Raw genomic sequence first — 14215 nt, 5'->3', positions numbered from 1 at the left:
TCGCAACCCATGAAGAATAACCGCCCGTCTGGACGATGGCAAACGATTCGAGCCCTTCCGCCGATATGCTGCACGCCTCCCCCGGGAGGACGGCGGGTCGCTCACTCGCTGTAGTACTCGCTGCGATGCCGGTCCGGACGCGCACGGTTGAGGACCGTGCCGAGGATGCGGGCGCCGCCCGATTCCAGCGATTTGATGCTCTTCGCCAGTGCCGCCCGCCGCGTCTTGGTGGCGTCGACGACGAGGATGACACCGTCCGTCTGGGTGGCCAGGAGGTTGGCGTCCGCGACGCTCAGCGTCGGGGGCGAGTCGATCACGACGTAGTCGTAGTCCGCCGCGGCGAAGTCGAGAAGCTGTGCCATGCGCGCCGACGTGAGCAGCTCGGCGGGGTTCGGCGGGATCGTCCCGGCAGGGAGGATGTCCAGCGTGGTGTCCGCGACGCGGTGCTTGGCCACCTCGAACTCCACCTCGTCGAGCAGGACGCTCGTGAGTCCGACCGAACCGTCGATGCCGGCGTGCTCGTGGGCACGCGGGCGGCGCATGTCGGCGTCGATGAGCAGGACGGAATTACGGAGCGCGGCGAGGGTCATCGCGAGATTCACCGACACGGTCGACTTGCCCTCGGCGGGCATACCGGAGGTCACCAGCAGCACCTTCACCCGGGACGACACGTTCGCGTACGCGAGCGCCGACCGGATGCGGCGGAACTCCTCCGAGGTGTGGCCGAGCGGCTCCTGGGCGACGGCGATTCCCCGCGCCTCCAGCAGCGGCGACTTGGAGACGACGCCGAGCACGGGATCCCCGCCGGCCTGCGTCAGCGCCTCCTCGTTGCGGACACGGGTGTCCAGCACACCGATGAGCACGGCGGCCGCAAGGCCGAGCACGCCTCCGAGGAAACCGCCGAGGGCCGCGTCCCTGGGCTTGCTCGGAGTGAACTGGAACTCGGGGACGACGGCGTCGTCGATGACCTCGGCGGTGATGGTGGACTCGCCCTGCGGATCCTTCGGAGCGACGTCCTTGACGACCGTGATGAGCTGCTCGGCGACGGCGTTCGCGAGCTCGGCCGCAGCTTCCGGGTCGTCCGTGATGCCGGTGATCCGCAGGGTGACGGTGCTCTGCGGGATGGTCACCTCGATGTCCCTCGCGAGCGCGCGGGGCGTCGTGTCGAGCTCGAGCTCCTCGATAACCGGATCGAGCACGCGCGAGCTCGTCGCCAGCTGGGCGAACGACAGCATCTGGCTCTGGGTGTACACCGAGCCCTGGTTGAGGTCCGAGGCGCTCGTGCCCTGGTTCAGCGCGAAGTACAGCGAGGTCGTCGCCTGGAACAACGGCGTCTGCAGCGACGCGTATCCGTACGACCCCGCGGCGCCCACGACGCCGCACAGCACGATCAACCACCAGAACTTGCGCAGCGAGCCCGCGATGACACGCAGGCTGACCCGGCTCTCGGCCATGACTCCCCATTCCCCCTGAGGTCTCGATTCTAGAGGAGCCATTTGCACGGCCCGTTCACGTCTGCCGCACCTGTGGAGCGGGTCCGGTCGTCGCCGGCGGTGACGCCGTCCCGAGATCCCGCAGGAAGGCCTCTTCCGCGGTGGTGGATCGCGTTCCGGCGTCGCGCGCCCAGGTCACCGCGAGTCCGACGCAGAACCACAGGAACATGCTGTACTGCGTGATGAGGGCGACGACGACCAGACTCGGGAGCTGTCCGACGACGGCGAGGGCGGCGGGACTCCGCGTCGAGCGCCGCACGGCCATCAGCGCCGCGCAGACGACGGCCGCCATGATGAGCAGGGTCGGCACGTACCCGTACCGGAGGAGCGTGAGCACGAGCGCGTTGTCCACCGACCGGGCGAAGTATCCGAGGTAGTAGTCGCCGGAGACGAGGGAATGCCAGTCGCCGGGGTTCCCGAACAGCTGCACCTGTTCCAGGAGGACCAGCAGGTCCGTGCGGTAGTCGGCGCTGCCTCCGGCCTCGTCCCCCGCGGCACCGAAGACGGAATCGATGACGGGGATGACGATCGCGGTGCCGATCACCCCGGCGACGGCCACCGTCACCCGGAAGCGCGTCGATACCCCGACGATGAGGAAGGTGGACAGGACGAGTGTCAACACCAGTGTGAGCAGGCCCGCCCGGCTGAACGTGAAGACCGTGGCGGTGGCGATGAGCACGATGCCGGTGATCTTCGGGAACAGTCGCCATCGCGTCGCCACGACGAACGCGGAGGACATCGCCAGCGCGGCGCCGAGCGCGATCGAGTGCCCCCACGCCCCCTCCGCACGCAGCACCCCGCCGCGCTCCTGCAGCGGGCTCCATGTGTCGTACACCACGCCGGATCCGGGGATGAGGACGAAGGGGTTGAAGGAGGTGAGGAACTCGACGACCGCGAGAGCGGCGGCCACGATCGCCACGACCGCGATCGTCGAGGTGATCCACTCGGTCGTCACGCGAGCAAGCACCACGCGCCCCCAGATGTAGGGGATCACCCACTCGAGAAGCGATGCCACGAGGGAGGCGAGGTCGACCGTGCCGAACCCGTACAACCCGACGACGACGAGGACGAACGCGGCGACCCAGGCATCGGCCGCCCGCAACGGCACCACCGACCAGTTCACGATGATCAGCAGGACGGTGAGCAGCGTGATCGCCGCCCAGTAGAAGCTGATGTTCACCCCTACCCAGAGAGGCACGAAGAACAGCACGACCGCCCACACGACGAAGGCGGTACGCGGGAGCAGCCGGAGTGCGAACACGACGATGGCCACTGCCGCGATTCCACCGAAGGCGAGGAGCGCGATCGGGACAGCAGTGGCCATGCGTCAGGATCTTACTGCGGTGCGGTGACGCGGAACGAATCGAACGACACGCCGAGCGGCGCGGTCGCGCTGCCGGAGCGGTTGCCGCTCAGTCCCACCGCACCCGCACCCAGGGGTGCCGCGTCGGTCGTGGTGATCTGCCAGGCTGCCGGCTTCGTCGTCTCCGTCGGCCAGAACTTGGCGGAGAGGGTCGCCGACGTCGTCCCCGTCACGGACACCTCGAGGTTGTACGAGGTGTTCGCGGCCCACACCAGTCCGGGCACGGCCTGCGTGCGCAGGACGGTCCCTTCGCGGTGCACGACGAGCCAGACCGTGCCGTCAGGACGCAGCCAGGCGCGGACGAAGTACTTCCCGGCCGCCGACTGCCGCGCGATCACGCCGACGTAGGCGCCACCCGCGGCCGGGGCCTGATCGACCCGGAACTGTGTCTCGAGCACCGCATCGGCGACGGACGTGGTGTTGAGCGTCGCATGCCGGGTGTCGCCGGCGATGAGATTCAGCTTCGCCTGGCCGTCGGCGACGGTCGCCGCCGCCTGCGAACCGCCGGCGATCGTCCACGCCCCGCCGACCGTGGCGGTGCCCCAGCCGGGCCCCGCGGTGCGGTCGAAGCCGTCGTCCGCCACCGGAGCCGGCTGCGGCTCGGGTTCGGGTTCGGGTTCGGGCTGCGGGTCGACGGGAGGCGCCGTCACGGTCACCGGCTTGCTGGTGGTGTGCGTGGCGCCCTTGTCGTCCTTCACCGTGAGGGTGACGGTGTAGGTCCCCGCCGCGGTGTAGGTGCGGCTGGTGGTCGCACCGGTGCCGGTCGTCCCGTCGCCGAAGTCCCACGCGTACGAGGCGATCGTGCCGTCGGAGTCGGTCGAGGCGCTGCCGTCCACGGCGACCGTGAGGTTCGTCGCGGTCGCGGTGAACGCGGCGGTGGGAGCGACGTTCGCGGGCTCCGGTTCGGGCTGCGGCTCGGGCTCCGGCGCCGGCGTGCCGAGGTTCTTCAGCGTGAAGTCGTCGAAGCTGGCGAGGTTGGTGCCGGTGCCACTGCCCGACCGGTAGGAGAACACCGTCGGGGCACCGGCGACCTGCAGAGCCGGCGTCGCGTCCGTCGTGGTGAGCTGCCAGTTGGCGGGCTCCGCCGACCCCGCCGCCCACAGCTTGGCGCGGATGGTCGTGGTGGACGACCCGGTCGTCTCCATCAGGAGCGAGAACGAGCTGCCCGCGCTCCAGGAGAGACCGGAGACGGCGGTGCTGGCGATCGCCGTGCCGTTGCGGTGGATCACGAGCCAGGTGGTGCCGTCAGGACGGTGCCAGGCGAGAGCCCGGTAGCCCGAGGACCCGGAGCGCCGTGCGCCCAGACCTTCGTACGCCGCCCCGGAGGAGGGCCCGGAGGCGAGGGTGTAGGTGATCCGCGCGGACGTGTCGAGAAGGGACGTGCCCTGCAGCAGCATCTCCCTGGTGTCACCGGGTGTCAGGTTGACCTTGCCCACGCCGTCGCCGACGGAGAGCGCTGCGGCGGAGCCGCTCATCGGCGCCCAGGTGCCGCCCTTGTCGGCGGCGCCCCAGCCGCTGGACACGACGCGACCGAACGCGTCGGACGCGGCGAAGACCTGCGCGGTCACGGTCACGGTCTTCGTGACGGCCTTGGACGCGCCGAGGCTGTCGGTCACGGTGAGGGTGATGTCATGCGCGCCGGCCGCGGCATACGTGTGGCCTGCCGTGGCCCCGGAACCGGCGGGAGACCCGTCGCCCCAGTTCCACGAATAGGACAGCGTCGCGCCGTCGGACGCACTCGATCCGGCTGCCGAGACGTTGACGCTCAGCCCCGACGCGGTCGCGGTGAAGGCGGCGACCGGGTCGGCATGCGTCGCCTCGACCTGTCGTGTGGTCGACGCGCTCCCGCCGCGGTCGTCGGTCACCGTCAGGGTCACCGTGCGGGTGCCCGGCGTGGCGTAGACGTGCGTCGCGACCTGACCGGTCGAAGTGGTGCCGTCTCCCCAGTTCCATGCGTAGGAGGCGAGGGAGCCGTCAGAGTCCGTCGAGGCGGACGCATCGGCCGAGACCGACAGCCCGTTCGCCGTCGTCTCGAAGGCCGCCGTCGGCAGGACGTTCGGTGCCTTCACCACGACCTGCTTCTCCGCCGTGGTGGCGAGTCCGTTGCTGTCCGTGACGGTCAGCGCCACCGTGTAGGTGCCGGACGCCTCGTACGTGTGGCTCGTCGTCTTGCCGGTGGCCGTCGCCGAGTCATCGCCGAAGTCCCACCGATAGCCGGCGATCGTCGCCGAGCCCGCGGGCGCCGAAGCCTCCGCGTCGAACGCGACGGCGAGGTCGGTCGGCGTGGCGGTGAAGGCAGCGGTCGGGGCCTGGAAGCCCTTGCCGATTCCGTAGTGCGTCTTCACCTGGGTCGCCGTGAGGGCGAACGGATAGACCGCGACCTCGTCCAACGACCCCTTGAAGTACTTGGAGCTCGGCTCGGACGGCCATCCGGCGAGGTTGTCTCCGCCGATACGCCAATATCCCGTGTAGTTCTCCGCCGTGGTGGCCCCCGCGAGCGACGACACCAGCTTGCCGTCGACGTAGAGCTTCATCCCCTCCGCGCTCTGCGACGCGACGGCGTGGTGCCACTCGTTGTCGTTGAGCGCGGCGTCGTTCTGGACGGTCTGCGTGCTGCCGTTGTACGTGCCGAAGACGAGACGCCCGTTGTTCGTCATATAGAGATGACGGTCGTAGCTGGTCGACTCGCCCGACGCCGCGGCGCCGTAGCCCATCAGCTTGCCGCCGCTGATGGTGTTGGTCTTGAACCAGAGCTCGGTCGAGAATTCGGACGGCGCGGCGATCTTGCTCCCGGAGGCCACGCGTCCCGCGCTCGTCCCGGTGAAGGTCGAGGCGCCCGTCGCCGTGTTCTCCACCCCGGAGGTCGAGGCGGTGACGCCCGTGCCGAACACGGGGGTGTTGGACCCGGCCCAGTCCTGCGCGGCGGTGCCGAGCGGGTAGTAGAGCTGCGGGCCGTCCGCCGTGACGGCGTTGACGTAGTTCGACACGGCACCGGCCGCGATGGTCACGCTCATCGCCTGGCTGGAGACGGAGTTGCCCGCGCTGTCCTTCGCGACGACGGTGTACTCCTGCGTCGATCCGGGAGCTGCCGTCTTGTCCTCGAGGTTCACCGAGGGGCGGTCCCACCAGGTGCCGCGGGCGGTGGCGGTGGCCACCGGGGCGGTGGCGCCGGTCCGACGCAGTTCGTAGGTCAGCGTGAGGTCGTCACGGTCCCAGTTCGCGGGGATCGAGATCCGCGCGCGTCCAGGGATGAACGACTGCGCCGTGCCGGTCCAGTTCGCACCCGACAGCCGAGGGCCGTCCTTCGCGCCGCCGGGCGGGTTGGTGGAGAACCGCACGAGTCCCTCGAAGCGGCCGTTGTTCACGGAGCGGAACTCGCCGCCGATCGAGATCATGTTCCCCGCACCGGTGATCGAGAGTCCGGCCTGACCCATGCCCGTGGTCACGCCCACGGCCCAGTCCGGCGTCCAGGCGTAGGCCGAGGGCGCCGGTGTCCCGGCCCAGTTCTTGTACGTGCCTCCGGCGGCGGGCTGGTTGCCCAGCAGACCGCGGGCGTCGGCGGTGTACGCCTCCGAGTAGCGGTGCGTGCGCGGATTCTGCTCGGGGTGCATCCCCATGGTGCTGCAGGCGTGGGTGTGGCTGGTGGTGTAGACCGTCTTGCCGGTCGAGTAGACGCCGTAGTGGTCGCCCAGGCAGTCCGCGATCCAGCGGACCTGACCGCTTCCGGCCTCGGCCGCGAAGGTGCCCTCGAGGTTGCCGGTGGCCGCATCCGCGTAGACCCAGCCGGTGCCGTACACGGCGTTGGCGTCGGCCGCGAGGCCGAAGATCCCCGCCTTGCCCGAGTTCGCGCCCGTGTTCGAGCCGTTCTTCACCGTCTGCGGCAGCGCCCATCCGCTGTCCACCGCGCCGGTCGTCTTGTCGAGCGCGACGGTGCCGCGCATCGTCAGGTCGCCGTTGACCTGGGAGAAGCGGCCGGCCGCGATGACGTTCTGACCCGCCGGGTCCATCACCATGGCGTCGACCTGGAGGTCGGTCTGCGGCGCCCAGCTGAGCAGCGCGCCGTTCGTCGCCGAGAAGGCCGCGAGGTTCTTCCGCGGGGTCGCGTTGCCCTGCGTGAAGAGACCGCCGACGTAGACGCTCGAGCCCGAGGTGGCGAGGGCGTACACGCCGCTGCCGCCGATCGAGGGCGAGAACCCGGGCACCAGCTGCCCGGTCACGGCGTCCAGCGCGGCGAAGTTCCAGCGCGTCTGGCCGTTGACGGAGTTGAAGGAGCCGCCGATGTAGATGCGGCTGCCGTCCGGCGAGGCGGCGACGGCCTTGATCACGCCGTTCACCTGCGGTGCGAACGAGAGCAGCTGACCGGTGTTGATGTCGTATGCGAGGACGTTGGACCGGGCGGTGAGGCTGGTCCCCGGTACGGCGAGCGGCGCCCTGGCGTTGTCGAACTTGCCCACCGCGTAGACGGTCGACCCGATCGTGGTCTGCGACCACACGTAGCCGTTGTCGATCTGCACGGTCGGAATCGGATCCGACGTCACGACGTCGTCGTTCCGCTGCAGCAGCGGCGGCGGCGTCGACGGCGAATCCGCCGCCGCGGCCCCGGTCGCCCCCAGCGTGGTCATGCCCGTGATCAGCAGCGCCGCCGTCACGACCGACGCGAGTGCGCTCAGCGCCCGCCTCGAAGTGGATGTCTTACCCATGTTGCTCCCCAGCCCCAGATTTCTTCTTCGAAAATGTCACGTACGAGACGCGGTGAAAGTCGTCGCGCCCACGGCTCAGGAGAGCTCGCCCGCGAAGGTCGCCACCGGCTCGCCGGCGGCATAGTTCACGCTGATCTTCACGGCGCGACCCTTCGTGGGGTCGAGCATGAAGACGTAGGTTCCCGTGGCCTCGTCGCCGGCGGCCAGCTCTCCATGGAGAGGTTCGTTCGGACCCGCGGTGGTGGCCACCCCGACGTCGCCGTCGTCCGTGACGAGGCTGACGACGGCGGAGTCGATGCTCTGCGCCCGCTTCGAGTCGTTGGCGACCTTCACGGTCACCACGACGGCGGAGCCGGCATACTCGCCCGGCGTCTCGGGGGTGACCTCGGTGGTCGAGATGTCGTCGACGGTCACGACCATGTCGGTGGACAGCGCGATCTCCGCGTCCAGCGCACCACTCTCCTCTGTCAGCGCGGGGGCCTCGGTGGGCCCCTGGGCGTCGGGATCGGCCGGCGGCGTCCAGTCGGTCGTGCTGGTGCCCTCGGGCTCCGGCGACGCCGCGGTGTCCGGTGCCGCCGTGCATCCGGCGAACACGAGCGCGAGCGCCACGACGGGCGCGATGAAAAGCGCACGGCGTGCGCGTGATGAGCCGTCCCCAGAACGGCATGCTGAAACAGTGAACACTGCAGCTCCCCAGAACCCAGATCCCCAGCCGGAGCCCCCTCGGCTCCGGTTTCCCCCCAGCCATGCAGAACACGGCGTCGGCTAATGGTAGTGCGGACCGTGGAAAACCACAACCCTCCGGTCAGGAGGAGTGTCGGCGCTGTCTCCCGAGCTGCCCGCCGATCGCGTCGACGGCCTGCTCGACCTCGGAGAGGGTGCCGGCATGACCCCGACTCCCGTGCCGATCCGCGATGGAGGCAGGGTCCTCGACGGAGCGACGACCGAGGAGACGCCGGAGCCCGCCGCCGCGACCCGGCGAGCCGCTGAGGGGCACCGCACGCGTCCGTGCCCGGTCGAGGTGAGCGACGTAGTCGGCGATGACATCGGAGCCGCCGGGCGCGAACCCGACGCCGAGGTGCGCGGCCTCACGCAGCGTGAACATCCGCTCGCGGTGCTCCGGCGCCGCCCGCACCAGCTCCCCCCGGAGATCGCGCGAGGCGGTCAGCACGAGGTCGGCTGCGGCCAGCATCTCCGGGGTGACCTCGCGGGCTCGATGCGCCTGCGCCCGTGCCCGCCAGTCCTCGTCGGCATGCCGCGACGCGACGTCGGCGCAGATCGGGTCTCCGTCGTTGGCGCGCACGCCGGCGCTGCGCACCGAGAGCGAGGAGCCCTCCCCGAGCCGGCGCCGCAGCTCCAGCTCGGCCAGCGGCGACCGGCAGACGTTGGCCGCGCACACGATGAGGATCGAGCCGCCGGTCATGCCGGGTCACCGAGCCTTCCGATCTCGCGGAACCACTTCACCGCGGCGAGCGCGAGGAACAGGACCGCGGCGGCGCAGAGCGCGCTGTACGCGACGAGGAATCCCGGCGTCCAGCCCCAGAGGACGAAGACGAGGCAGACCAGCCCGAAGTCGGTCGGCAGCAGCACGAGCGAGCGTCGCAGGGTGCCTCCGCCGCGTTCATGGGTGGACGCGACGGCGTGCTTGCCCTTGAGGAGGTCGTTCAGGAGCATGCCCGAGAACGTGGTCGAGGCGACGATGCTGAACACGATCGGGATCAGCAGCAGCGCCGGCGACTCCGGAAGGACCCGGTACAGGCCGATCAGTACCGCGAGGTGCAGCGACGCGATCTTGAGCGTGTCGATGAAGTGGTCCAGCCACTCGCCCTGCGGGCTCCCGCCGCCGCGGAGCCGCGCGACCTGACCGTCCGCGGAGTCCCACGCGTAGCCGAGGACGAGGAGGAGCGCGATGAGCAGCCCGAGCGGCACCGTGACCGGGGCGAAGGCGATGAGGCCGATGGCGGCGAACGAATGGACGGCGCTGATGATCGACACCTGGTTCGGCGTGAGGCCGAGCCGGAACGCCAGCGCGGCGAGCACGCGTCCGAGTCGGCGGTTCACGTAGACCGAGTAGGCGGGGGCGCCGCGGGCATGGCCCTTCTGCGCCCTGGCGAGCTGACGGTAGGCGTCTACGACCATGACGTTCCCTTCGATTCCGTGCCGGACAGGCGCGCGATCCGTCTGGCCTCGCGAACCCCGCGGACGTAGGCGCGCAGCGGAGCGGCGGAATGCAGCAGCTGTCGGCGGCCGCCGCGGAGGATCACCTCGCGGGCGGTACGGGGTATCGACCGGCGCCAGCGGTGCACGGCCTCGTCGTCGAGGTGCCGGACCGCGTACAGCATCCGGTTGCGGATGTTGTAGAAGTAGTAGCCCTCCGACTTCGCCCTCGCGAGCTGGGGTTCGGCGCGCTGCGTGCCGCCCTCGTCGTGCACGGCCGTCGCCTCCTCGACGAGCACGAGCGTCCCGCCGGCCGAGACCACACGGCGCGAGAAGTCGACGTCCTCCCAGTAGAGGAAGTACTCGTCGTCGAAGCCGCCCGAGAGCGCCCACACCTCGCGGGTGATCCACAGGCAGGCACCGCTCAGCCACGGCTCGTAGGGGCGCGCGTCGTCCGCCCGGCGCTTGCGACGCGCCCGCATCGTGCCGTCGTCGAGCAGGAGGTCGATGCCGGCGAACCAGGTGCGTCCCTCGGAGTCGGTGATCACCGGCGAGGCGAGGGTCGTGCGCGAGGCCGCGGTGACCGCGGCCAGGCGCCCCAGAGACGCACGGTCGATGTGCGCGTCCGGGTTGATCACGAGGACGTCGGTCGCGCCGTCGGCGAGCGCCCGTGTGACCCCGATGTTGACCCCGCCGCCGAATCCGCTGTTCGTCTCGGGGGTGATGAGGGTCCATCCGTGCGCCTCCGCGACCGCGACGGCGGCCTCGCGCTCCGCGGCACCGGCCCAGTTGTCGACGACGACCACCAGGGCCTCCTCGTCGACGGCACGAGCCTCGCGCTCCACGAGCACCAGATTGCGCTCGAGCAGCCGCGCCGAGGCGTAGTTCACGACGACGACGGCCAGCCGTCCGTGCACGATTGACACGCGATCCTCCCCCCGGATCCGCCCACACGGTCCGCTCGGGTCGCCGGTCGAATTCCCCAGAGTCGCGACCGGCGTCGACTCCCAGGACACCGACTATACGCCAGAGGCGGCTCGGCGCACCCGTCGTTCACGGTACGATGAGCCGGCGCGGGGAGACAGGCGCACGACTGCCATGGGGATGAGGCGGATGACGAGGGGACCGGGGACGGGCGACGCGATCGCCGTGACGATCGGCGTACCCACCTACCGACGGCCGGAGCTGCTGGCGGCGCTGCTGCGCGCACTCCCTGACCGGATCGCGGAGTGTGCGGACCTCGGCGTGGACGTGGAGGTGCTGGTCGTCGACAACGACGCCGCGGGCTCCGCGCGCGAGGTGGCCGCGAACGCCGCCCTGCCCGTCCGGTACGTCGTCGAGCCGACGCCGGGCATCGTGGCCGCGCGGAACCGGCTGCTGGACGAGTGCGCCGACCGCGACCTGCTCGCCTTCATCGACGACGACGAGGTCCCCCGTGCCGGCTGGCTCTCGGCGCTGATCACCACGTGGCGCGCGTTCGACGCGGATGCCGTCATGGGCCGCGTCATCTCCGTGTTGGACGACGACGTCGATCCCTGGCTGCTCGCATCCGGCACGTTCCGTCGTCCGCCCCGCCCGACCGGGACCGTGCTCTCGGTCGCCGCGGCGGGGAACCTGCTGCTCGACCTCCGAGCGGTGCGCCGCTTCGGCGTGCGCTTCGACCCGTCCCTCGGGCTCGGCGGCGGCGAGGACACGCTCTTCACCCGCGAACTCGTCGGCCGAGGCGGCCGCATCGTCTGGTGCAACGAGTCCGAGACCGAGGACCTCGTCGTCGCCGCGCGCCTCAGCCGCGCGTGGGCGGCGCAGCGGGCGTTCAGCTCGGCCAATGCCGGTACCCGCATCGACCTGCAGCTCACCCGCGGGAGGCTGCGCCGCGGTCTGCTCCGGGTGCGCTCCCTGATCGGTGGGATCGCCCGGATCGTCGTCGGTGCAGCACGTCGAGCCTTCGGCACCGCGACCTCGGACATCGCCCATCACGCCCGCGGCACCCGCCTGATCCACCGCGGCCGCGGCACCATCGCCGCCGCTCTCGGCCGCCGCTACGACGAATACCGTCGCCCCTCGGAGGACAACACGATGACCGAATCCGCGTCGAGCATCCGCGTGATGCAGTCCCTCGGCGCCCCGCGCCCCACGACGAATCCGTACAACAAGATGCTCGACGAGGCCCTGGGGACGACGGAGGGCCTGGAGCATCTCCGGTTCTCGTGGAAGACCGCCCTCTTCGGCCGCTACGACGCCTTCCACTGGCACTGGCCCGAGGCCAAGCTCCACGGATCGACCTGGTGGAAGTCCACCGGCAAGTTCCTCCTCACGGCGGCCCTCGTCGCCAGGCACCGCCTGTCTCGACGTATCGCCGTGGTGCGGACGGTCCACAACATCGAGCTTCCCGATGACAACGCGCCACGCTTGTGGCTGCTGCGGTCCATCGATCGGCACACCGACTATCGGATCGTCATCAACGAGACGACGCCGCTCCCTCCGGGCACGCCGCACAGCCTCATCCTGCACGGTCACTACCGCGACTGGTACGCCGCGTTCCCCTCCGCCGAGCGGGTGCCCGGTCGGCTGGGATCGTTCGGCGGGGTGCGTCGTTACAAAGGGCTCGAAGGGTTCATCGACGCCTATGCGGAGGCGGTGACGATCGAGCCGACGCTGAGCCTGAAGATCGGCGGTCGCCCCTCCACCCCCGAGCTCGGCGACGACCTCCGTGAACGGACGTCCGGTCTCCCCGCCGTCGAACTGCACCTCGACTTCCTGAGCGATGCCGAGCTCGTCCAGCTCGCCACCTCCTCCGAGCTGATCGTTCTGGCCTACCGCTTCATGCACAACTCGGGCAGCGTCCTCGCCGCCCTGTCGATGGCACGGCCCGTGCTGGTGCCGCGGAACGAGGCGAATGAGGCGCTGGCGCGCGAAGTGGGCGCCGAGTGGGTGCTCCTGTACGACGGCGACCTCGACGCCGCAGCGGTGGTCGAGGCCTGGCGGGCGGCATCGACGCTGACCGGGGCACCCGACCTCTCCCGCCGCGAATGGGCGGACGCCGGCCGTGCCCACCGGGACGCCTTCCGCGAGGGCGTCGCACACAAGCGTCGGCGCCGCCACCGCGTCTGACCCACCCTCCCACCCGCCCGCTCAATGACGAGAGGCTCCATCCATGTCCGCATCACTGAAGGGCGCGTTCTTCCGCGCCAAGGCCGCGACCGTACGGGCGAGAGCGGGAGCCTTCCACCGTGAACTCCTCTCGAACGAGCGCTTGGCCCCGGCCGAGTTCGCCGGTATGCAGAACAGGCTCGCTCGGGACATCGCGGCGTTCGCCATGGACTCCTCCGCGTTCTACGGCGCCCGCTACCGGGAGCTCGGCGTCCGCCCGGATTCCCTGACCGATCCGGAAGCCTGGGCGTCGTTGCCGATCCTCGACCGGACGACCGTCAAGCAGCACGCGGCGGAGATGCGCACGCCCGAGGCGACGGAAGCCAGTGCGCGCCCTGCTCTGACGGGCGGCAGCACGGGAGAGCCCCTCGCCACCCTCCACGACGCCAGGGTGCCGGCTCTGGCCCTGAGCTGGAGGATGTACTCCTGGTGGGGGATCGAGCCGTACGACGACCTCGCCCGGGTCGGTCGCTGGAACTTCGGGCGGCTGGCGACCATCAAGAACGACCTCGCCTGGTGGCCCACCACTCAGGTCTACCTCGACGCCGGTCTGATCTCGGAGCAGACGATGGAAGCGTTCCATCGACGACTCACCGCGACGCGACCGCGCCTGATCGAGGGGTACGTCGGAGCGATGCTGGAGTTCGCCGATTTCCTGGAGCGCCGGAAGCTGAGCGTGCCCATCCCGAAGGCGATCGCGACGACGGCGGCGCCGCTCACGGCCTCCGCCCGCGCACGGCTCGAGTCGGTCTTCGGCGCTCCCGTCCACGACGAGTATCGCGGTTCCGAATTCGGATGGATCGCCGGGGAATGCGCTCATCGCGACGGTCTCCACGTCTTCGCCGACGTCCGCCGGGTGGAGGTGGTGGACGAGGACGGGGCCCCCGCAGCCCCCGGCCAGCTGGGTGACCTCGTCATCACGGATCTGCGCAACAGGGTCTTCCCGCTGATCCGGTATCGCACCGGCGACAAGGGCATCCTGCGATCGGAACCCTGCCGCTGCGGCAGTGCCCTCCCGCTCATGGAGCAGCCTCAGGGGCGGACGACGGACATGATCCGTCTCCCCAGCGGCACCGTGCTCGCGCACCGCCTCATGGGGATGTTCGCCGCACACCCGGAAGCCGTGCGTCTCTTCCAGATCCACCAGCTCGCCGATCACTCGATCACCATCCGCGTCGTGGAGGGTGACGGCGCGGAGGCGCGGAGGCAGATCGAGAGCGCGGTCGCCGCACTGCAGGAGCGGATCGCGAACGAGGTGCCGGTGCGCACCGACTTCGTCGACTCCCTGCCCTACACGGGCGGCAAGACGAAGTACATCATCAGCGACGTGCCCCCTTCGGTCTGAGCGTCGA

The 14215-nt window shown here is 70.4% G+C and carries 9 protein-coding genes; 2 read left to right on the top strand and 7 right to left on the bottom strand.

Annotated elements, in window-relative coordinates:
- Positions 1–101: 101 nt before the first annotated feature.
- From RI211_RS02400 to RI211_RS02370, 7 genes are all read right to left on the bottom strand, one after another.
- On the bottom strand, positions 102–1454 hold the full coding sequence (locus RI211_RS02400) for a tyrosine-protein kinase domain-containing protein (RefSeq protein WP_187663193.1): 1353 nt from the start codon (positions 1452–1454) through the stop codon (positions 102–104).
- A gap of 55 nt (positions 1455–1509) precedes the next feature.
- A complete protein-coding gene (locus tag RI211_RS02395; protein WP_187663192.1) occupies positions 1510–2817 on the bottom strand; it encodes a hypothetical protein in 1308 nt (435 codons plus the stop codon).
- Between the two features lie 11 nt (positions 2818–2828).
- Positions 2829–7556 carry a PKD domain-containing protein gene (locus RI211_RS02390; protein ID WP_315638120.1) on the bottom strand — a complete coding sequence of 1576 codons (4728 nt, stop codon included), beginning with the start codon at positions 7554–7556 and terminating at the stop codon, positions 2829–2831.
- Between the two features lie 75 nt (positions 7557–7631).
- On the bottom strand, positions 7632–8165 hold the full coding sequence (locus RI211_RS02385) for a DUF4352 domain-containing protein (protein ID WP_187663191.1): 534 nt from the start codon (positions 8163–8165) through the stop codon (positions 7632–7634).
- A gap of 196 nt (positions 8166–8361) precedes the next feature.
- The gene (locus tag RI211_RS02380) at positions 8362–8979 is read right to left on the bottom strand and encodes an arsenate reductase/protein-tyrosine-phosphatase family protein (RefSeq protein ID WP_315638119.1); all 618 of its coding nucleotides are present in this window, start codon (positions 8977–8979) and stop codon (positions 8362–8364) included.
- Positions 8976–9695: a CDP-alcohol phosphatidyltransferase family protein gene (locus RI211_RS02375; protein WP_259953558.1), complete on the bottom strand. Its 720-nt coding sequence runs from the start codon at positions 9693–9695 to the stop codon at positions 8976–8978. The genes RI211_RS02380 and RI211_RS02375 overlap by 4 nt, the downstream gene beginning before the upstream one ends.
- The gene (locus RI211_RS02370) at positions 9686–10639 is read right to left on the bottom strand and encodes a glycosyltransferase family 2 protein (RefSeq protein WP_315638118.1); all 954 of its coding nucleotides are present in this window, start codon (positions 10637–10639) and stop codon (positions 9686–9688) included. Before RI211_RS02370 ends, RI211_RS02375 begins: the two co-directional genes overlap by 10 nt.
- Before the next feature lie 187 nt (positions 10640–10826).
- Here RI211_RS02370 and RI211_RS02365 point away from each other — a divergent pair, with 187 nt between their 5' ends.
- Positions 10827–12824 carry a glycosyltransferase gene (locus RI211_RS02365; RefSeq protein WP_315638117.1) on the top strand — a complete coding sequence of 666 codons (1998 nt, stop codon included), beginning with the start codon at positions 10827–10829 and terminating at the stop codon, positions 12822–12824.
- Between the two features lie 43 nt (positions 12825–12867).
- On the top strand, positions 12868–14208 hold the full coding sequence (locus RI211_RS02360) for a phenylacetate--CoA ligase family protein (protein WP_315638116.1): 1341 nt from the start codon (positions 12868–12870) through the stop codon (positions 14206–14208).
- Positions 14209–14215 lie beyond the last annotated feature (7 nt).

Source organism: Microbacterium meiriae, assembly GCF_032364335.1.
In the GTDB taxonomy this organism is placed as follows: Bacteria; Actinomycetota; Actinomycetes; order Actinomycetales; family Microbacteriaceae; genus Microbacterium; species Microbacterium meiriae.
Note: the sequence above shows the minus strand (reverse complement) of the source record. Positions and strands in the feature narration are given on the sequence as shown.